General features: G+C 44.0%; 22 protein-coding genes. 6 read left to right on the top strand and 16 right to left on the bottom strand.

The features are described 5' to 3' along the window. Nucleotides 1-45: 45 nt before the first annotated feature. The 13 genes from E2K74_RS02485 to E2K74_RS02425 form a co-directional block, all read right to left on the bottom strand. Entirely contained in the window at nt 46-405 is a 360-nt protein-coding gene (locus tag E2K74_RS02485; RefSeq protein WP_151204200.1) for a hypothetical protein, read from the bottom strand. A gap of 99 nt (nt 406-504) precedes the next feature. Further along, on the bottom strand, nt 505-1947 hold the full coding sequence (locus E2K74_RS02480) for a M48 family metalloprotease (RefSeq protein ID WP_201798528.1): 1443 nt from the start codon (nt 1945-1947) through the stop codon (nt 505-507). A 102-nt stretch (nt 1948-2049) separates the two neighbouring features. Continuing rightward, a complete protein-coding gene (locus E2K74_RS02475) occupies nt 2050-3015 on the bottom strand; it encodes a 2-hydroxyacid dehydrogenase (protein WP_151206139.1) in 966 nt (321 codons plus the stop codon). Nucleotides 3016-3051: 36 nt separating this feature from the next. Then, nucleotides 3052-3699 (bottom strand): hypothetical protein, encoded by a 648-nt coding sequence (locus E2K74_RS02470; protein WP_151206138.1) that lies wholly within the window; start codon nt 3697-3699, stop codon nt 3052-3054. Between the two features lie 192 nt (nt 3700-3891). Continuing rightward, the gene (locus tag E2K74_RS02465) at nt 3892-5781 is read right to left on the bottom strand and encodes a M48 family metalloprotease (protein WP_171480638.1); all 1890 of its coding nucleotides are present in this window, start codon (nt 5779-5781) and stop codon (nt 3892-3894) included. Nucleotides 5782-5880: 99 nt separating this feature from the next. Beyond that, nucleotides 5881-7416, bottom strand: a complete 1536-nt coding sequence (purF, locus tag E2K74_RS02460) for an amidophosphoribosyltransferase (RefSeq protein ID WP_151206136.1) — start codon at nt 7414-7416, stop codon at nt 5881-5883. A gap of 18 nt (nt 7417-7434) precedes the next feature. Then, nucleotides 7435-8019 (bottom strand): CvpA family protein, encoded by a 585-nt coding sequence (locus E2K74_RS02455; RefSeq protein ID WP_151206135.1) that lies wholly within the window; start codon nt 8017-8019, stop codon nt 7435-7437. A gap of 5 nt (nt 8020-8024) precedes the next feature. Continuing rightward, on the bottom strand, nt 8025-9026 hold the full coding sequence (locus E2K74_RS02450) for a quinone-dependent dihydroorotate dehydrogenase (protein ID WP_151204193.1): 1002 nt from the start codon (nt 9024-9026) through the stop codon (nt 8025-8027). 90 nt (nt 9027-9116) lie between these two features. Beyond that, on the bottom strand, nt 9117-9596 hold the full coding sequence (gspM, locus tag E2K74_RS02445) for a type II secretion system protein GspM (RefSeq protein WP_151206134.1): 480 nt from the start codon (nt 9594-9596) through the stop codon (nt 9117-9119). Continuing rightward, nucleotides 9596-10738: a type II secretion system protein GspL gene (gene gspL / locus E2K74_RS02440; protein ID WP_151206133.1), complete on the bottom strand. Its 1143-nt coding sequence runs from the start codon at nt 10736-10738 to the stop codon at nt 9596-9598. Before gspL ends, gspM begins: the two co-directional genes overlap by 1 nt. A gap of 32 nt (nt 10739-10770) precedes the next feature. Beyond that, a complete protein-coding gene (sixA, locus tag E2K74_RS02435) occupies nt 10771-11226 on the bottom strand; it encodes a phosphohistidine phosphatase SixA (protein WP_151206132.1) in 456 nt (151 codons plus the stop codon). Nucleotides 11227-11301: 75 nt separating this feature from the next. After that, a complete protein-coding gene (locus tag E2K74_RS02430; RefSeq protein WP_151204189.1) occupies nt 11302-12375 on the bottom strand; it encodes an NAD(P)H-dependent glycerol-3-phosphate dehydrogenase in 1074 nt (357 codons plus the stop codon). A gap of 32 nt (nt 12376-12407) precedes the next feature. Beyond that, entirely contained in the window at nt 12408-12989 is a 582-nt protein-coding gene (locus E2K74_RS02425; RefSeq protein ID WP_151206131.1) for a nitroreductase family protein, read from the bottom strand. 436 nt (nt 12990-13425) lie between these two features. On the opposite strand from E2K74_RS02425, the gene E2K74_RS02420 reads away from it, so the two are divergent. Continuing rightward, nucleotides 13426-13806 (top strand): hypothetical protein, encoded by a 381-nt coding sequence (locus E2K74_RS02420; protein ID WP_151206130.1) that lies wholly within the window; start codon nt 13426-13428, stop codon nt 13804-13806. Nucleotides 13807-13878: 72 nt separating this feature from the next. Here the strand turns inward: E2K74_RS02420 and rhlB are convergent, their stop codons facing one another. Then, on the bottom strand, nt 13879-15030 hold the full coding sequence (gene rhlB, locus E2K74_RS02415; RefSeq protein WP_151206129.1) for an ATP-dependent RNA helicase RhlB: 1152 nt from the start codon (nt 15028-15030) through the stop codon (nt 13879-13881). Nucleotides 15031-15127: 97 nt separating this feature from the next. Next, complete coding sequence (locus tag E2K74_RS02410) at nt 15128-15343, bottom strand: cold-shock protein (protein ID WP_004280099.1); 216 nt, start codon at nt 15341-15343, stop codon at nt 15128-15130. 386 nt (nt 15344-15729) lie between these two features. Here E2K74_RS02410 and E2K74_RS02405 point away from each other — a divergent pair, with 386 nt between their 5' ends. The 5 genes from E2K74_RS02405 (at nt 15730) to E2K74_RS02385 (ending at nt 18492) form a co-directional block, all read left to right on the top strand. Next, nucleotides 15730-15963 (top strand): sulfurtransferase TusA family protein, encoded by a 234-nt coding sequence (locus E2K74_RS02405; RefSeq protein WP_151204207.1) that lies wholly within the window; start codon nt 15730-15732, stop codon nt 15961-15963. 140 nt (nt 15964-16103) lie between these two features. Beyond that, nucleotides 16104-16973, top strand: a complete 870-nt coding sequence (gene rpoH / locus E2K74_RS02400) for an RNA polymerase sigma factor RpoH (RefSeq protein ID WP_151204185.1) — start codon at nt 16104-16106, stop codon at nt 16971-16973. A 124-nt stretch (nt 16974-17097) separates the two neighbouring features. Continuing rightward, on the top strand, nt 17098-17463 hold the full coding sequence (locus E2K74_RS02395) for a DUF423 domain-containing protein (protein WP_151206128.1): 366 nt from the start codon (nt 17098-17100) through the stop codon (nt 17461-17463). A gap of 34 nt (nt 17464-17497) precedes the next feature. After that, complete coding sequence (gene thiS, locus E2K74_RS02390; protein ID WP_151204183.1) at nt 17498-17695, top strand: sulfur carrier protein ThiS; 198 nt, start codon at nt 17498-17500, stop codon at nt 17693-17695. A 14-nt stretch (nt 17696-17709) separates the two neighbouring features. Beyond that, a complete protein-coding gene (locus E2K74_RS02385; protein ID WP_151206127.1) occupies nt 17710-18492 on the top strand; it encodes a thiazole synthase in 783 nt (260 codons plus the stop codon). A 64-nt stretch (nt 18493-18556) separates the two neighbouring features. On the opposite strand, the gene E2K74_RS02380 is transcribed toward E2K74_RS02385, so the two are convergent. Continuing rightward, nucleotides 18557-19063 (bottom strand): YiiX/YebB-like N1pC/P60 family cysteine hydrolase, encoded by a 507-nt coding sequence (locus tag E2K74_RS02380; protein ID WP_161982765.1) that lies wholly within the window; start codon nt 19061-19063, stop codon nt 18557-18559. Between the last annotated feature and the right edge of the window lie 9 nt (nt 19064-19072).

Below are 19072 nucleotides of genomic sequence, written 5' to 3'. Positions count from 1 at the left end.
GCCTCACTTTTTAGACAGTTCTCGCCATATTCTCATTTTTTTGTTTTATTGCAAATTACAATTCACATGATGACGTTTTAGCAACTGCATCTCTTTAGAAGATTTGACCTGCAATATCACCTCCTGTTTGCCTACATTTTGAAACTGACGATCCAGATAGGCCCGGTTCTGATCTGCTGCTTGATATAAACGGTCAACATAACGCTGCACAATAGCGCAAAACTGCTGCTGCTGCGACGCCGTAAAACCCTGCTGCTGTGGATTTAACGCTTTTAAAAACTGACGTGATTCTTTTTGATAATCAGTATTAATCTGCTCAACCGCTTCTACATATTCGACTGCACTTGCAGCAAAACCATTCACACCACACCCCAATAGCAATACCGCTAATAATATTTTTTTCATACAATGATTTAAATAAACAATTCTCTTTGGCCCGATTGTAGCGTGATTTACCCGGATTGGGATACATCTTCTACCCACAAAATCCGCATAAAACTATTTTCAGATTTTATCTTGTCGTTCCCGCTGCATCTGCTTTAAACGCTGATTAATGGTAGCCGATAAAGACTGATTACTTTTACTGACCCGCTGTGCATGTAATAAAGATTTAATCGCTGTTTCCTCATGACCTGACCAGTATTCCACTTCAGCCCGATAGCGCAGAACAGTCGCGGCTTTAATCTCGGAGGCGGACTGAGCATTTGCAGCCATTTGCATAAGACGCCAACCACTGACATCTCGCGGATTCGCATTTAAAAAGCGCTGTACAATAGTTCTAGCATGATCAGGCTGTTTGGCACGAATCAGCGCCTCAGCATGCTTATAATTCAATGCCCGGTTTTCCGGCATAATGCGTGCTGCTGAACTCACACTTTTTAAAGCCTCATTAACATGATTTTGGCCCAGATAAACATCCGTCTGACTTAATATCCATAAAGGATGCTTCTGGTGCTTCTGACTCACCTGATCAAGCACAGCCTGTGCAGCCTGAAAGTCGCCCTGTTGCAGATGATACGTCGCCAAGGCCAATTGACCAGCAAAACTATTGCGCCCTGCCAGCAAACTTAACTGCTTTTCACTGGCCTGACGGGACACTACCCGGCTATACCATTTGATAATTTCAAAATCCTGATCATTCAGCTTCGGTTTGACTGCCGGAAGCTGACCAGCACGCAGTCGCGCTTCGCTCATCCTTTCGGTCGTCAAAGGGTGAGTAAGCCAGAAATCCGGTAAAAAACTTAAACGGCTGGTAGATCGATGCATGACCTCGAAAAAATCTGCCATGCTATGCGGATTATAACCCGATGCGTACATGTACTGCATACCAATGCGATCCGCTTCACGTTCCTGATTACGGCTATAAGTGAGCTGCTGATCAAGTAAAGCTGCCTGAGAGCCCATCATGACCGCAGCACCTGCATCACCATCTGCCTGCGAAGCCACCAAGGCTCCCACCAGAATTCCTGCCAAAGCCAATAAACCTTGCCCCTTAAAGGCCTCCTGGGAACGGCTATAATGGCGCTGGGAAACGTGAGCAATTTCATGCGCCATCACCCCAGCCACTTCATCCATATTACGTGCAGAATTAATCAAACCTGCATTTAAAGCAAACAAGCCACCGGGCACGGCAAAGGCATTAATTTGTGCATCATTAATAACTAGCAGGCCAATCGGCTGGGATAACTGGGTTTGACTGAGAATATGGGAAAACACTGAGAGGAGCTGATCTTCAAGCCAGGGATCCTGCATCACTGGCATCTGCCTATGTACTTCGCGATAGACTTTTTCACCGATCATTTTTTCTTTTTGCTGATCCAGCAAGCCTATACCAGCCCCAATATCGGGCACAGTAAATGATGCTGTGGGTCGATCAAAATAAGTGCTGTCGGTATGTCCTGCAGACATACATATACTTAAACTACAAGCCAGTAGCAAACGTTTCAATGAAAATTCTCTGAGCCTAATGTTTCCAACTCCCAAGAATATAGCATTGAAGCTTGAGCATAGATGCAAGAAAATGTTATTTAATATTAACTTCGTATAAATCTAAAACTGCGGATTAACCACATAGCGTGGCACTTTCCCCTCCAGTGCATCCACCAGATTCTGATAGGCCAGTTCTGCCATTTTCTTCCGTGTCGCTGCTGTCGCCGAACCCACATGAGGCAAAGTGACTACATTCTCCAGCTTAAACAGCTCTGACTCTTTTAAAGGTTCTTTCTGATAAACATCTAGCCCTGCTGCAAATATCTGCCTGGCTTTTAGGGCATCAATCAAGGCCTGCTCATCAATTACTGAACCACGGGCAATATTTACCAGCACAGCATGAGGCTGCATTTGGGCCAGTTCTGCTGCGGCTATCAGGGATTTTGATTCTGCATTTAAATCTACCGCAATCACCACAAAATCCGAACGCTGTAAAAGCTGACTTAAAGTACAATATTCTGCACGAAGGCTTTGGGCCAACTCCGGTTTTTCGTGGCGGTTATGGTAAAGAATATTCATATTAAAACCATAAAAACCACGGCGTGCGATTGCAGCACCAATATGACCAAGGCCAATAATCCCAAGCGTTTTTCCAAAAACATCTACACCAAATTGTGCTTCGCCTACAGTACGCTGCCATTGTTCCTGTTTGGTCCATTGGTCCAGATAAGGAACTTTTCGGGCAGCGGACATCAATAAGCAAAAAGCCAGGTCAGCCGTAGTTTCAGTCAATACATGTGGCGTATGAGCAAGATAAATCTGCTTTTCATTTAAATAATCCAGCTCATAGTTGTCATAACCCACACTGACACTGGAAATAATTTTTAATCGGTTTGCAGTGGCCAGATTATGACGATTCAACCACCGTCCTGCACCGATCATGCCCTCTGCATCCTGTACATGCGTCAAGAGCTGTTCATTGACATCACCCAACTTTGGCTGTAAACAGACCACCTGATAACGCTGTTCGAGTTTTTCCTGAATGTCTGGATCAATCTGACTGAATACTACAACTTTCTGTTTCATACTTCTTATTCCAATTCCTTTTGGTCTTAACGGATATTAATCCACACTATCCGGTTTATTTTGCATAAATTGCCATAAACGTTTTTTCAGAATGGGCTGTTCCAGCATCTCCCGCAAGGAAGCCAGCTGAATCATTTTTACGGGATGGACATAGGGAACAGAGCCCAGAAAAATTATATTTTTCTCCATACTCATCATATCCAGAAAGCCCTGAATATAAGACTCTACCCCACGGCCGTCCTGCATATTCACCCATGGAAATGGCCAGTTTAACTCATAAAATTCACCTTGCATGGCGCGCTGGATATTACTCCACAAATGCTGGGTCTCTTCTGTCATCTCTGTGGCATTCATCACAATGACACAATGCGGCAAATTAAGGGCCTGTAAACTGAATGGCGGAATATGCTGTATTTGCCGCTCTTCCTGAACTGGAGCGGCGGTTACTGGAGCTTCGACAACTTCCTTAACTTCATCAAGCTCAACGATGCGAACTGGTACAGGTACAATTTCTTGTGGCAGCGGCTCATGACGCGCAGTTTGCGGTAAAATAATCTCGCTATGAAGCTCAGGAGTTGCCTGATCCCGCCAGATGGAAACCTGATGCTGCTGACATGCCTCATCTCTAGGAATCCATATATCAATTCCCAATGCTGCCAGTATGCCACGCTGATGCCCTATCATTTTTTCATCATCACCCATTTCAGGCCAAACATTTTAGCCGGATTCGCCTTACTCTGCCGAACTTTTTCCAGTTTTAGGATTCTATCTTGCCTATTTTCTACACTGTTATGTCTATAACATCAGACCTGAAATTTGAATGCCTATCTTAGCATGAAGATGGGTCCACTTCGTCTCAGCGACCCAAAGAGAAACCTAGACAATCATCAGGCTATTTTTTTTCAGCATTTGCTCAATAATCTCATCCGTTTCAAACCCTAGACGCCAGTATAGCAATTCCATCACATCCAGCTCATCCTGAGTCACAATCCGGTCGCTCCACAAACAGGCTTCCGCAATCCCCAATATGCTTAAACGGTCACGCAACAATAACCCGGCAATATCATTCAAAATTTCAGCCAGATCAATTGGTTCATCAGAAATTTCAGCATACATCTCCTGCTCTTTTAAGGTCAAAATACGGTTTAAAATCCGCTCCCGGACTTCGAGCTGGTTCTCGCTGTTAATCTGCTGGACATGTAGTAAAGCATCAATCAAACGCACAATCTGGGACTTAACTTCTTCCAGTGAAGTGGGCGTATGTACAGGCAATAAATTCAATTCATGCTTGACTCGCTCCAGCAGCAAAGCATCCAGCAAGCCAATTTCTCCATCTTCCTGAATAATCCGTGCCAGCTTCATCAGAAACTGCCGGGCAACAGTCATCGGCATGCCACCAATATTTTTGCAAGCCTGTAGAAAGATGGGAGTATGAACACGACCATCCAGATTCAACAATGAGTCCACAATCGCACGGCTGACCTCGGCTTCAGTCGGTATAAATTCACGATATTGCCGGATCATTAAAATAGCAACCATGACTTCACGAGAACCCGTCGAAGTCTGCAAAGCCCGTTCAATCAGATCCGGACGTGGCATATTGGTGCGAAATTCCGGATTCAGCGGCTTGATCGCATCTTTAATTGCAAAGCTAATGGGTGACAGGCGCAGCAAAGGTAACGGCTGTGGCGAGCTCCAGGTGGTTGTGCTTTGAGGCACCACATCCTCTAAAGAGCGGAACAGGCTAAATAAGGGCTGATTTTTCAACTTTTTCAGATTTTCGAGTTGCAGCTCCTGAATCAACCCAGGATTTAACTCATAAATACGCTGATTAATATCTGGATGAATATTCAACCAGTTCTGCTGGCTCAGGGAGTTGGCAAAACACATATGTGAAATTGATTCAGCATATTCACTATAGATTTGCGAACCGGAATGATGCACATAAATCCTTAATAAGGTCTGAATGTTGGCATCGTTTTGAATCAGGCGTCTGGTTTTTTGGTCATTCTTGAAAGTTCGCCCGCTTAGCGATATATATTTGATAAAACGAGAAATGAGTACCCCTAAACTGCCAACCAGCCAGATGACTGCACCCAGCGCCACATATAGCGTTTCAAACCGGTTTTCACGCGGAATACCATGACGGTAAAATCCGGACTTGGCCAACTTACTGCCCCACTGGCTAAAAGTCACCAGACTGCTATACAGGATTTTTAACCGGGTATTTTCAGCCGCCTCACCAGACAGAATTTTATTAAATTCATGGCTTAGCAGACCATACAATTCCATTTCATCTAGCGTCTGTAGAGCGCCCCAAGTCAGAATAATTGCGGTATCTGCCGGGCCGAAACCTGCTGTCAGGGCATTGACTCCGACTTCATCGGGTAGTACATAAACCGCTGGAGCCTCAATCAAAAAAGTTTCCGCAAGCTGTTCGGTAATCCGTAATGCCGCGCTTTCTTCAGGAATACTTTCTATCTGGCTCAGCCGGCGTGCGCCCATTTGCTTGGCAAGCGAATAGCCACCGGCACGGAGTACATAAAATTCATGTGATACCGAAACTGCCATTAAAAACAGGACAAACGCAATCAGATAAGGACTGAAGCTATGCCAAACTAAAGACTGGGTGGGATCAATATAGAAGGCAAATAAGCCGGCAATTATATTTATAATAAATATTGTTAATAATACTGCAATCAGGCAAAAGCTCGCTGGCAGCCACATATTTTTATTCTTTATAAACGTATAACTTACGCTTCTCAATGTACCACCCTAAGTCACATGATCTGCAATGCGCTCATCATAAAACAAAAAAGCGGGAAGTTCCCGCTTTTTCATTATGATTTTTATCGCTTTAATCGCTTAGGATTCACGTACACCCGTCAGGTCGACTGAAGCTGCATCAATATTAACATCGATATAGTTTTCACCTTTTTTGGCACTTTCCTTACGTTTTTTCTGTAAGTTATCGAGATATTCTCTATCAATACCACCTGTGACATAGATACCATCAAATACCGAACAATCAAACTCACGTAATTTCGGTACCTTGGTCGTACGTACTGCTTCTTTCAGGTCTTCCAGATCCTGAAACACCAGGCGGTCTGCACCAATAATCTCGCGGATTTCTTCTACACTACGTTCAGAAGCAATCAGTTCTGATTTTGCCGGCATATCAATACCATAGACGTTTGGATATTTCACCATGGGTGCAGCTGAAGCAAAGAAAACTTTTTTTGCCCCTGCATCACGCGCCATCTGAATAATTTCATTACAGGTGGTACCGCGTACAATCGAATCATCAACCAATAAAACATTTTTACCCTGAAATTCCAGCTCAACCGGGTTAAGTTTCTGGCGGACCGATTTTTTACGCTGTTGCTGACCTGGCATAATGAAAGTACGGCCGATATAGCGGTTTTTCATAAAGCCTTCACGGAATTTCACGCCCAGCGTATTCGCCAGCTCTAGCGCTGAAGTCCGTGATGTATCCGGAATCGGGATGACCACATCAATATCATGCTCCTCACTCCATTCACGCAGAATTTTATGAGCCAGTTTCTCACCCATTTTCAGACGGGCTTTATACACTGAAATACCATCAATGATTGCATCCGGGCGGGCAAAGTACACATATTCAAAGATACATGGACGATATACCGGCTTACTCGCACATTGCTGGGTAAAGAAATTACCCTGGAGGTCAATAAATATTGCTTCCCCCGGCTCAATATCACGTTCAACCTTAAAGCCCAGTGCTGTAATCGCAACCGACTCAGAAGCAATGATATATTCCATGCCTTCTTCAGTCTGACGTGAACCATAGATCAATGGACGGATACCGTTCGGATCACGGAACCCTACCAGACCTTGGCCAGTAATCATGGCAACTACCCCATAAGCACCTTTACAACGCTCATGAACACGCGTTACCGCATGAAATACATCTTCTGAAGTTGGCATCAGTTTGCCGCGTTTTTGCAGCTCATGTGCAAAAACGTTAAGCAAAACCTCCGAGTCTGAATCGGTATTCATATGACGCAAATCTGTTTTAAACAGATCTTCATGAATTTCAGCCGAATTGGTCAGGTTACCGTTATGTGCCAAGGTAATCCCGTATGGCGAGTTCACATAAAATGGCTGCGCTTCAGCACTGCTTGAAGAACCCGCAGTGGGATAACGCACATGACCAATGCCGTAGTTTCCTCTTAAGGCACGCATATGACGGGTATGAAATACGTCACGCACCATACCATTATCTTTGCGCAGGAACAGGCGTCCTTCATCGCATGTCACGATCCCAGCAGCATCTTGTCCACGATGTTGTAACATCGTTAATGCATCAAACAACATTTGGTTAACGGGCGTTTTACCAGCTATACCAACTACTCCACACATAGCAACCTCGCAGACAAGCTAGGGATTAATAAAAGGATTATTCGTAGATGCATCTGAAATTCCGTCTTTAGAAGATTCAGATGAAGAATCTGAAAGTCTCGGTGTACCTTCAGATTTGATGTGCTTTAAGGCACCGTTTGCAGCGTCTTTCGACAGCTCGGTTGCCCAAGGTGCATACGGAATTAAAGCCTGAATGAGCTTGGACTGTTTCCAGTGCGGGGAACTTTCTACCCATGGACCAATTCCCTGAAGCGTGATCAGGACAATCAGCAACCCTTTCAGGCTTCCAAAAACACCGCCTGCAAGACGATTGAGCGGGCCAAGTTTAAGTGTTTTTAAAATACGGTTCAGAAGAAAGGTGACGATCCAGGTCAAAACGACAATAATCAGTACAATAAAAGCAAAGGCCGCAATCTTCTGTACCACTGGATCAGTACTGAGAGCCACCATGGAAGGCGCAAGTAGTGTTGAATATTTCGCCGCAATAATTAAGGCGAAAATCCATCCCACCAAGTTCGCAAAGGCTTTGATAAATCCTTGACGCAAACCGTTTAACCCTCCAATAAGCAGGATAATCAGTATAAAGATGTCAATGGCATTCATAAGTTTTAAAGTGCGTCTACACAGTCTTTGACAAGTTTTGGTCCAGTATAGATAAGACCACTATAAACCTGTACCAAGCTGGCTCCTGCCTGCTTTTTGGCAACAGCATCTGCACCTGAAAGAATACCACCCACACCAATTAATGGAATTTGTCCTTTCAAAATCCCTGCAAACGCAGCGAGGCATGCCGTACTTTTCTCAAAGACCGGTGCACCCGATAAACCACCTGCTTCTTCCGCATACGCCAGACCTTCAACGCCTTCACGCGACAATGTGGTATTGGTCACGATCAGACCATCAATTTTATATTGCAATAACTGCTTGGCAATAAAGGCAATATCTTCTGATTCCAGATCTGGAGCTACTTTCAATACTAACGGCACATAGTGCTGATGTTCCTGCGCCAATTCCAGTTGACGATTTTTCAGCGTTTCTAACAATTCAGTCAACGCATCGCCACTTTGCAAGCTACGCAGGTTCTTGGTATTTGGAGAAGAGATATTTACAGTAATGTAGGAAGCATAATTATAGACTTTTTCTAAACAAATGAGATAGTCATCTACAGCTTTTTCTACCGGTGTATCGGCATTTTTACCGATATTAATACCCAAAACACCTTTAAATTTTGCCGCTTTAACATTTTCAACTAACTTGTCTACCCCATCGTTATTAAAACCCATCCGGTTAATAATTGCCTTGGCTTGTGGCAGACGGAATAAACGCGGGTGTGGATTACCAGCTTGCGGTCGTGGGGTAATCGTCCCAATTTCAATAAAACCAAAACCCTGGCTAGCCAGAGCATCAATATAGGCACCATTTTTATCCAGACCGGCAGCAAGACCGACCGGATTCGGAAATTCAATTCCCATACAGCTGACAGGTTTTGCAGCTACACGTTGATGCACCAAGCCCATTTTATGGGTTGATTGTAATAATGATAGTGTTAGCTCATGTGCACGCTCTGGTGCTAAAGAAAACAACAAAGGGCGGGCTAGAGAGTACAACATATCTAGAAAAGTCTGCTACTTTTTAAGTCGCCATATTATAGGCATAGGCAGCCCAAAAAACCATGCTTTGTAAATCTTTATTTTTAGCTGCTATTGCACAGTCGCTGCTAATTTAATCTGCTCTGCTTCCTTATTTAGCTCCATTTTTTCGATACTTAGCCCCATTTGGGTCAACTGGGTCAGGAAGTTTGCCAGCACTGCATAATTTTCATGCAGAACGACCAACTGAATTTTTCCATCTATGTGCTGGGAAGCAACAGACAAACCTTGCTGCTGAGCAACACGCTGGACTTTCTCCGCAGCATCCAGCTGTAAGTCTCCAGCGGGTTTCATGGTCACGGCATTACTCTGCATCCACACAATTGTATCTTTAAGCTGATTTAAACGCTTTTGCTGGGTATCCGCAGCTTGATGCATATACCAGAGTGCAGAGCCAATTGCTGCAACCAGCACAAATATAATGGTGAAAATGACCAGCACCCGCTCACGCACGGACAAGCTGTCCAAATAATCACTGAATCGTTCAAACTGCTGGTCAAGCCGGTTTTGTAATTGTTGCATCATTTTCATTATTGTATTTTCACCAGTCCTACCGCACCTGTAGCTGTTGCCTGTATATTGCCTAACTCCACCTTGAATCCCTGTTGATTCAACTGCTGGGAAAGCCCATTCAAGCTTTCCGAGGTTGCAGCTTGTAACTCCAGACTCAGTCCCGACGCATCATAATGAACGCGCTGCGCCACCATCTGATTCTGCATCAACACTGGCCCCACGCGGCTCATTAACTGTAAAGCATGCATATTGGCAGTCTGGCTCTGACGCAACTGCGCCTCAAACTGGCTTTCAATATTTTGCTCGGTCACCGGATAATTCTGCCCAAACCAGTATTTAAACTGGTCTATGGCCTGTATGGCCGTCTGATTGGCAACTTTTTTATATTGATACCAACGCACTGCATCATAACTAAACTGAACCAGCAGAATCCCCACGAAAACCGCAGCACAAGCCTTCCAGTAGCCTGAAATTACACCCTCCGATTTTGCCTTAGGCAGAATATTAAACGGGTGCTGCTTGGGTTTTTTAATGACTGGTAATGTGTACTGAAAAGATTCAATTTGCTCCCGCGTCGTCACCGCTTCCAAGCTATTTAACTGCTCAACATCCAGACCACTGACCTGGTATTGTAAATCTTTGGGTTGAAAATCCAGATATAAGCTTAGGTCATCCAGTGACTGGCCTATATACTCATCTTCTCGAACCAGCAATTGTCCGCCAATTTGTGTAATCACCCGCTGATTGGCATGCGCAGGCACAGGCACAATCAGAAAATCTGGCAATAATGCGGTAACTTTTACCGGAATCAAGTTTAGGGCATGCTGCAAGGTTTCTACCGTAGAGTTTGCAATTCCCATAAGCCTGATCTGGTCAGGCTGCTGAAAATGATGCAAGACCTTCATGGCATCGACCGGCAGCACCACATATTCTTCCAACAAATATTTAATGCCTTCATTGCCCATTTTCTTATATTGGCTGCGTGACAAAGTCTGCTGCAAGATTTGCACATGACGGCTTGGAAAAAAAACCACCGCCTCTTTGGCCTGATAAGCTTGTATGTCCTGAATCAGCTGCTCTAGTGTCGCTGCCTGGTTCCAGAACTCCCCCACTGACCATTGCCAAACTCCATTGGCTTCTGGCATCCATAAATACAACATCGATTGTGTTCTACCGTTTTTTTTAACTGGTTTTATACTGTTGGGCTAAAGCTTTTTATCTGGGTTGATAAACCCACTGCAATCACCGCCTGATCATAAATACGCGCTTCAGCCAGCGCATAAGGCTGAAAAGACTCACCCACCAGAATTGAAGCAATGTGTGCCACGACATTCATATGACAGACCACTGCAATCGACTCATAAGGCAGTTGCGATAACCATTCCACTGCTACTTTTGCATCATCATCTGGCTTGATGGCATTACAGATCACCACAGGCACATCTTTAAAATAATGCTGTAAATGTGCCAAAGTTTCCTGTGCACGCACCAAAGGACTGACCACAAAGACTTCAGGCTTGATCCTATCTTTTAAAAACTGCGCCGTCTGTTCTGCCTGCTGGTGCCCACGCTCCGTTAACGGACGTTTGCTGTCATGACCATTGACCGGAGGAGCAGCCTCGCCATGTCGTACTAAAGTCAGTTGCATCTTTCATTCCTTCATTTCTTGTATTTGTATGATAACGATCAGATATGACAGACATTATACAATTAGGGTACTAAATTAGACCTGATGATGGGGCAAAACAAATTCAACATCACTGCGATGACCGTTTTTCATCAGCGACAGCGCAATCGACAAGGGTGGCGCCCCCTGGAAAATCACCTCATATAATGCAGTGGTAATCGGCATATAAACTTCCAGCTCTTCCGAACGCATCTTAACCTGCACAATGGTATTAATCCCTTCTGCAGTTTGGCCCAGTTCGGTGGTGGCCTGTTCCAGAGTTTTACCCTTACCTAAGGCATAACCCACCTGATAGTTACGGCTCAGCGGGCTGTTACAAGTCGCAAACAGATCACCCACACCAGAAAGCCCCAAGAAGGTGAGCGGATTGGCACCGAGCTTTACGGCAAAGCGGCTCATTTCAGCCAATGCACGGGTCAGAATCATACTTTTGGTATTCTCACCCACGTTATAGGCAGCGGCCATTCCCATGGCAACCGCATAAATATTTTTCAAGGCTCCGCCCAGCTCCACGCCATGCACATCATCACTGGCAAAAACACGGAACAAGGCACTATGCAAGGCCTGCTGCACTGCATAACGCACCAGCTCAGATTCACTGGCGATCACTGTACCTGCCGGTTGCCCCGCCATAATCTCCTTGGCCAGATTAGGACCGGAAAGTACACCACAAGGCACTTCTGGTAAAACTTCACGAATAATATCACTCATAAAGCTAAATGTTTTCGCCTCAATCCCCTTGGTCAGGGAAATGACCGCCTGAGAACTAATAAAAGGCTTAATCTGCTGCAAGACATCACGGAAAGAATGACTTGGAATCGCAACCAGAATAATATCGCGATCACGCACAGCCAGCTCCAAATCAGATACAGCATGCAAATTGGACTCTAACTGAAAATCCGCCAGATAGCGCTTATTAATATGCGTCGCATTAATATCAGCTGCGACTTCCGGATCACGAATCCAGATCATGGTATTGCAACCATTACGCACTGCGGTATTGGCCATAGCAGTTCCAAAACTACCACCACCCAGCACCGTAACTCTTAAAGCAGTATTCTGATTTACTGCCACCGGTTCAACCAAATCGGAAAAATTCAACTCTGACATCTTGTTTTTAATATCCTGTTCTGCAGTACATTTTAATTATTTGGATGCCAGTAACTGACATAATTACTGGTCTGAATGTCTGCGCGTGATGCAATGGTTTTGGCCGCCGTACCAATATAAATAATGCCAGAAATCAGGTCATCTTTGGAGATTCCTAAAGCCTGCTTAAACAAAGTCGATTCCACCACTACTCCACTGCGCCACATGGTCGAAAAACCCTGTGCTTGCAAAGACAACAGGAAATTTTGAATCGCGGCCCCAGAACTCAGGATTTGTTCAAAATGCGGAACTTTGGGATGATCCTGCAAACGTGTCAATACCAGCACCAGCAATGGCGCACGAAAAGGATGGTTTTTAACTCGCTCAATCTGTGCCGTTTCAGTTTCACCCAGATCAATCAACGCCTGAGACAATAAAAGCCCAAAAGCTTCACGCTGCTCATCAGGCACCACCACAAAGCTGGTAGGCTTTAACCGGTGATGGTCCGGTGCAGTTAAGGCAGCCTGAAAAGCATACTCTAACTGTTCTGCATTGGGTGCAGGCGCTACTAGACTTCCAATAGACTGTCGCTGGTGAATATTTTGATGAACGATGTCGACCACTGATTCCGTCATTGCTTTCTAAATCTGTCACTTAAAAACTACTTTTAAGGTTAGCATATTCATAGCTGAATACTCTAGAAACTTCACCAGTATTCCCAGCATACACCAGATGCTGACAGCCATTATTTCCTGTTTTGAAGAGAATCGGCAACTATTGAAATTTCAGAAATGGATTGCGCCATAAGCTAAAACTGAGCAGATCAGGTATAAAACGAAGCGAATAGCAAGACCGGACTTATTAATAGCAAGCTTCATAACCAAATTTGAGATTGTTTTGGCCACATAAACGGAAACAAGGCATCGTTTTGTTTAACAAAGCAAAAGTATAAGCATGCTTAAGTGCACAGGGCTATACTAAAAATTGCTAAACTTATACATCAACCACAAAATTTGTAGTTCTTTCTGTGGTGAAATAACTTTTATTTAGCGGATTTATCAGGACAGCATCATGAAAAAAACAATGGCATTCGGCGGGCTAGCTCTTTCTACGCTCATTTTAACAGCATGTGCTTCCAACCCAACCTCTTCACTGGCGGTGCAAAAAGAAAACAATCTCTTTGAGGTAACCGGTTTAGGAAAAACCCAGTTAATTGCGAAAAACAATGCAATTGCGGCAGCCAATAAAGCCTGTGGGTCGCGTAGCACCACCATCGTTGTAGATGAGCAGACTGCCTATAATGGTGCATTAAAAGGTGTAGTGGATGAGCAGACAGGCCAAATTATTCAAGCCGCTGCAACGGTTTTAGGGAATATTGCCGGAACCAATACCGGGCTAAACCAGAAGGATGACTATCAAACCACCTTAACTTTCCGCTGTCAGGCTAAATAATTTTTTTAATAAATAAGCATAAAAAACCGCTCTTAAAGAGCGGTTTTTTATATTCATCCAATACGAATCTGATTAACAGTAACCTTCCAGACGGGTTAATGGCAGCTTTTGCCCAATTGCTTTTTCAATTTCAGGCAGATAGAACGCATCATCCTCAGAAAGAAAACTGATACTCACACCTCGACTTCCCGCACGTCCAGTACGACCAATACGGTGTACATAATCATCTGACTGTTCAGGTAAGGTGAAATTCACTACATGCGACACACCATCAACATGAATACCACGTCCTGCGACATCCGTTGCAATCATGATGTTATGGTTGCCATTTTTAAATTGATCCAACATCTTCAGACGTCTGTCCTGTGCAATTTCACCAGAAAGCATCACCACTTTATAACCATCACGTTTTAAATGATCATACAGTCTACGCACCTGATCACGACGGTTGGCGAAAATCATGACCTTCTCGATCGGCTCAACCCGCAACACCTCTTGCAGCAATTTATATTTATCCGCTTTAGCGACCATATAAACACGCTGCTCAACATCAGCATTGGTTTTCTTTTCCGGTTCAATCTCTACAGTAACAGGTTCAAAGAGCCATTGCTGCGCCAGATTTAGAACATCATAACTAAAGGTTGCAGAGAACATCAAAGTTTGGCGCTGCTCTTTACGCGGAGAGAAACGCACAATCCGCTTAACTGATGGAATAAAGCCCATGTCGAGTAAACGGTCCGCTTCGTCAATGACCAGAAACTCGATTTGATCCAACCAGACTTCTTTCTGGTCAACAAAGTCGATCAGACGACCTGGAGTCGCGACCATAATATCCACGGGTGCTTTATCCAGTTGTGCCTTCTGCTTGTCAAAATCAACACCACCCAGCAAAGTCACAACACTCAAACCACTGAACTTCGTCAGGTCCTGAGCATCACTTTCAATCTGCAAAGCCAGCTCGCGGGTAGGCGCCAAAATCAGGGCACGCGGCTCCCCACGATAACGCTGCTCCTTAATCGGATTATTCAGCAGGTCATTGATCACACTAATTAAAAAGGCTGCTGTTTTTCCGGTACCTGTTTGTGCACGACCAATCGCATCATGACCCGCCAGTGTGAATTTTAAAACCTTCTGCTGAATCGGCGTCATGGAGTTAAAGCCTAAGGCATCAATTGCTTTTTTCAGTTGGGGATGTAAATTTAAGGTTTCAAAACCAGATGACATAAAGCGCTGCTCTAATTCAATGATCACAAAGATGGGAATAGTATAAACAAAAAACGCCCCAATTTATATTGGAGCGCTTTTCAGATTAATCCGAAGATTAGTCTAAAGGTTGAACTTCTTCAGCTTGGAAGCCTTTTTGGCCTTTTACAACACTGAATTCAACACGCTGGCCGTCACGAAGTGAACGATGACCGTCACCTTGGATAGCACGGAAATGAACAAATACGTCATCACCGCCATTGCGTTGAATAAAGCCGAAGCCTTTAGTGTCGTTGAACCATTTTACTACGCCTTGTTCACGAGCAGCTGTCATTAGTTAATCCTCATTGATACTAAAAAAAGGACCACCCGGTGTTGCAAACAGCAGAGCAAACAAGTTTGAAAATATTATTTTTAAGCTTGTAATCATTCTGTAAAACTATTAACAAAATCCCGGTTACATCCATGGTGTTATAGGGTGAAAAACAACTAAGTTGTTTAACTGAAATCCTAATTACCCAACGAGCTTAGCACGGGTTTATGACAATTAATAGATATTTTTTAGCTTTGTTCTTTTTGATTTAGTTATTTTTTTCACAAAATATGTCAAATAGCAGATAAGTGTGAGTTGATGTATCTTTTTGCTCAAAAATTTGGGTTTTGGCATCCTATTTGCTATTATTTATGGTCTTTTTTAAAGGTGGTACGGATAAAGCAGTCATGGGGCAAAATAGCGACCAAATCAGTATCATAGATGCGATGGGCAAACCCTGTCCAATGCCGCTACTTATGTTGAAGCGTGCGTTAAAAGCCCAACCTGGTCTGACATTTTTACTAAAGTCTTCTGATCCGCATAGCCAGACTGATGTGACACGCTATTGTCAAATCCATCATTTAACATATGAATTTAGACAGATTTCGGCCACAGAGTTTCACTACCTGATTGAATCTTAAAAAAATTCAATTAGACTGGATAGCTTCACAAACGTATAAAACTTTACATTTCTCTACCCAAATATCCATTATTTGCGGAGAGTTTGGATTAAGATTAAACCTAGTTAAGGGTTAAATCCCCCGCACTTCAAGGAGAACACATGAGTGACAGCCGCAATCAATTGATGCCCCTGTCATTATCGGCGCCAGGTGTCAATCTCGGTGCTTATATTAGTACTGTCAATCAAATTCCTATTTTAACAGCCGAACAAGAAAAAGAGTTGGCTGAACGCTATTACTATGACCAAGATCTCGATGCAGCAAAAATGCTGGTCATGTCACACTTGCGTTTTGTGGTGCATATTGCACGTAGTTATGCAGGCTACGGCCTGCCTCAGGGTGACCTGATTCAGGAAGGTAACTTGGGTCTGATGAAAGCAGTAAAACGCTTTGACCCGAACATGGGTGTGCGTCTGGTGTCATTTGCAGTGCACTGGATTAAAGCTGAAATTCATGAATATGTGATTCGTAACTGGCGTATTGTCAAAATTGCCACCACCAAGGCACAACGTAAACTCTTCTTTAATTTACGCAGCCTGAAAAAGTCATCAAAAAAACTGACGCTTGAAGAAGCAAAATCAATTGCGAATGACTTGAATGTCACACCAGAACAAGTACTGGAAATGGAAGGCCGTCTGACGGCATATGATGCTGCTTTTGATGCCTCAGGCGATGACGATGACGAAGGTTCAACCCATGTTGCACCGGCTTTGTATCTTGAAGATAACCGCTACGATCCGGCGCGTTTGATTGAAAATGAGGACTATGAGGAACAAAGTACCTCTGCCCTGCACGACGCCATGGAACAACTGGATGACCGTTCACGTAATATCTTGCAGCGCCGCTGGCTCGATGATGAAAAATCGACTCTGCATGAACTGGCAGCCGAATACAATGTTTCTGCCGAACGTATTCGCCAGCTGGAAAAAAATGCCATGGAAAAAATTAAAGTTGCAATGTCATCTAACTGATATTTTGAATTTGCATGATTTGATATTGTCAAAAAAAGCCTTCCCCCCAGAAGGCTTTTTTATGCCGGCAATTTGACTTTTATGCTAAAGTTAAGCGCAAACTTTATGGGGAAGATCAATTCAAATGTGGATTGCGATTTCAGCACTCAATCTTGCACTTGCAGTCCTGCTCGGTGCATTTGGTGCACATGGTTTAAAGGCACGGGCAACTGAAGCGCAATTGGCCTGGTGGCAGACAGCGACAGATTATTTTTTCTATCATGCGCTGGGTTTACTGCTTCTGGCCATCATGAGCCGAGTCATTCCAGAGTTGCCGATCAAGTGGAGCTTTGTCCTGATTCAGGCTGGAATTTTCTTCTTTTGTGGTTCTCTTTATATTATGGCACTAGGCCTGCCACGTGGTTTAGCTGTTATTACGCCCATTGGCGGTGCTTTAATGATTGCCGGCTGGTTAATTCTGGCCTGGAATGCCGTAAAATATATCAAATAAGTCTGAAGCTTTAATCAATCATGGAGGGTTGCCAATGCTGGTTTATATCAATGGCGAACAACAAGATACTCAATGCAAAAACCTGCTGGAACTGGTTCAAAGTCTTGCACTTGAAGGCAAGCGCTTTGCAGTTGAGGTCAATGAAATGATTATTTCTAAAAGCAGATTAGGTGAAACATTAATTTGCGAAGCAGACAAGATAGAAATTATTCATGCAGTCGGTGGCGGCTAATACTTGGGATAACTATGCAAGATTTATTACAGATTGGTTCACGCCAATTCCAGTCTCGCCTTTTAGTAGGTACAGGCAAATACAAAGATTTAAATGAAACGGATCAGGCAATTCAGGGCAGTGGTGCAGAAATTGTGACCGTTGCGATTCGTCGTGTAAATATTGGCCAGCATCCGGATCAACCAAATTTACTTTCAGTGATTCCCCCTGAAAAATATACGATCTTGCCCAATACAGCGGGTTGTTTTGATGCCAATAGTGCAGTACGGACCTGCATGCTGGCACGGGAACTACTCGACGGACATAATCTGGTCAAACTGGAAGTCTTAGGTGATGAAAAAACACTTTATCCGAATGTGACTGAGACCTTAAAAGCAGCTCGCACTCTGATTGACGATGGTTTTGAAATCATGGTTTATACTTCAGATGATCCAATCGTGGCTCAGGAGCTTGAAAGCATGGGCTGCGTGGCGATCATGCCATTGGGCAGTCTGATCGGCTCAGGCCTTGGTATCCTCAACCCGCATACGCTTTCCATTATTAAGGAAAATGCCAAAGTTCCGGTACTGGTCGATGCTGGTGTCGGTACAGCCAGTGATGCCGCCATTGCGATGGAACTGGGCTGTGACGGCGTGCTGATGAATACTGCAATTGCAGCTGCACAGAATCCGATTCTGATGGCCTCTGCGATGCGTAAAGCAGTAGAAGCAGGCCGTGAAGCCTTCCTGGCAGGTCGCATGCCGCGTAAGCGTATGGCCAATGCCAGTTCGCCGGAAACTGGTTACTTCTTTAAATAAATCTCATTATAGTCAAAGAGTTGTATGATTCTTTGACTATAATTTAGCTTTTACTCATCCTAAATTATCTATTTTTATAAATCAGCTCGACGGATTCAAGCTTTAATAAAGCATCAGGAAAAAGCAACTCCCCCTGCAAGCCTGGTAATTCAACCTTACTCCAGACCAGTTTATTACGTAAAGATAATGGAAGTTTCTCCGCAATAATCGTAGTGCAATAACGATGCGTCTCACCTCTTGATCCTAAAATAAATTGCTCTCCTACCTGCCTTGCCACGGCCCTAGCAATATCTTTTCTTTTATCTGGCTCTAAACTGCTTTCTCTATAAACCGCCCACTTTTTTGCTCGTTTTGAGTCAATAAAATCACTGATATCTGATTGAATCACTTGATTTAAATATGAGGGATCGTCATCTGTGGTCGCATGCACCACCCAAATTTTCGGTTGAGTCGCTGCAATCACGCCAATATGTGAATACTCACTCCCACTCAGCTTTTTGATTAAAAAACTTTCGTAACCCACCCCCTCCCGAACAATCCAATCACCCACTTGAAATGCATGCTCGGGCATATAAATCTG

It is taken from the genome of Acinetobacter sp. RF15B, assembly GCF_007558235.1.
In the GTDB taxonomy this organism is placed as follows: Bacteria; Pseudomonadota; Gammaproteobacteria; order Pseudomonadales; family Moraxellaceae; genus Acinetobacter; species Acinetobacter lwoffii_C.
This window is presented reverse-complemented; position numbering and strand designations above follow the sequence as displayed.

Bases quoted from the DNA above. Each gene is read 5' to 3' on its own strand.
- E2K74_RS02485 (WP_151204200.1), bottom strand. From the start codon at position 405: ATGAAAAAAATATTATTAGCGGTATTGCTATTGGGGTGTGGTGTGAAT.
- E2K74_RS02475 (WP_151206139.1), bottom strand. From the start codon at position 3,015: ATGAAACAGAAAGTTGTAGTATTCAGTCAGATTGATCCAGACATTCAG.
- E2K74_RS02470 (WP_151206138.1), bottom strand. From the start codon at position 3,699: ATGATAGGGCATCAGCGTGGCATACTGGCAGCATTGGGAATTGATATA.
- purF (WP_151206136.1), bottom strand. From the start codon at position 7,416: ATGTGTGGAGTAGTTGGTATAGCTGGTAAAACGCCCGTTAACCAAATG.
- E2K74_RS02455 (WP_151206135.1), bottom strand. From the start codon at position 8,019: ATGAATGCCATTGACATCTTTATACTGATTATCCTGCTTATTGGAGGG.
- E2K74_RS02450 (WP_151204193.1), bottom strand. From the start codon at position 9,026: ATGTTGTACTCTCTAGCCCGCCCTTTGTTGTTTTCTTTAGCACCAGAG.
- gspM (WP_151206134.1), bottom strand. From the start codon at position 9,596: ATGAAAATGATGCAACAATTACAAAACCGGCTTGACCAGCAGTTTGAA.
- gspL (WP_151206133.1), bottom strand. From the start codon at position 10,738: ATGTTGTATTTATGGATGCCAGAAGCCAATGGAGTTTGGCAATGGTCA.
- sixA (WP_151206132.1), bottom strand. From the start codon at position 11,226: ATGCAACTGACTTTAGTACGACATGGCGAGGCTGCTCCTCCGGTCAAT.
- E2K74_RS02430 (WP_151204189.1), bottom strand. From the start codon at position 12,375: ATGTCAGAGTTGAATTTTTCCGATTTGGTTGAACCGGTGGCAGTAAAT.
- E2K74_RS02425 (WP_151206131.1), bottom strand. From the start codon at position 12,989: ATGACGGAATCAGTGGTCGACATCGTTCATCAAAATATTCACCAGCGA.
- E2K74_RS02420 (WP_151206130.1), top strand. From the start codon at position 13,426: ATGAAAAAAACAATGGCATTCGGCGGGCTAGCTCTTTCTACGCTCATT.
- rhlB (WP_151206129.1), bottom strand. From the start codon at position 15,030: ATGTCATCTGGTTTTGAAACCTTAAATTTACATCCCCAACTGAAAAAA.
- E2K74_RS02410 (WP_004280099.1), bottom strand. From the start codon at position 15,343: ATGACAGCTGCTCGTGAACAAGGCGTAGTAAAATGGTTCAACGACACT.
- E2K74_RS02405 (WP_151204207.1), top strand. From the start codon at position 15,730: ATGGGGCAAAATAGCGACCAAATCAGTATCATAGATGCGATGGGCAAA.
- rpoH (WP_151204185.1), top strand. From the start codon at position 16,104: ATGAGTGACAGCCGCAATCAATTGATGCCCCTGTCATTATCGGCGCCA.
- E2K74_RS02395 (WP_151206128.1), top strand. From the start codon at position 17,098: ATGTGGATTGCGATTTCAGCACTCAATCTTGCACTTGCAGTCCTGCTC.
- thiS (WP_151204183.1), top strand. From the start codon at position 17,498: ATGCTGGTTTATATCAATGGCGAACAACAAGATACTCAATGCAAAAAC.
- E2K74_RS02385 (WP_151206127.1), top strand. From the start codon at position 17,710: ATGCAAGATTTATTACAGATTGGTTCACGCCAATTCCAGTCTCGCCTT.
- E2K74_RS02380 (WP_161982765.1), bottom strand. From the start codon at position 19,063: ATGCCCGAGCATGCATTTCAAGTGGGTGATTGGATTGTTCGGGAGGGG.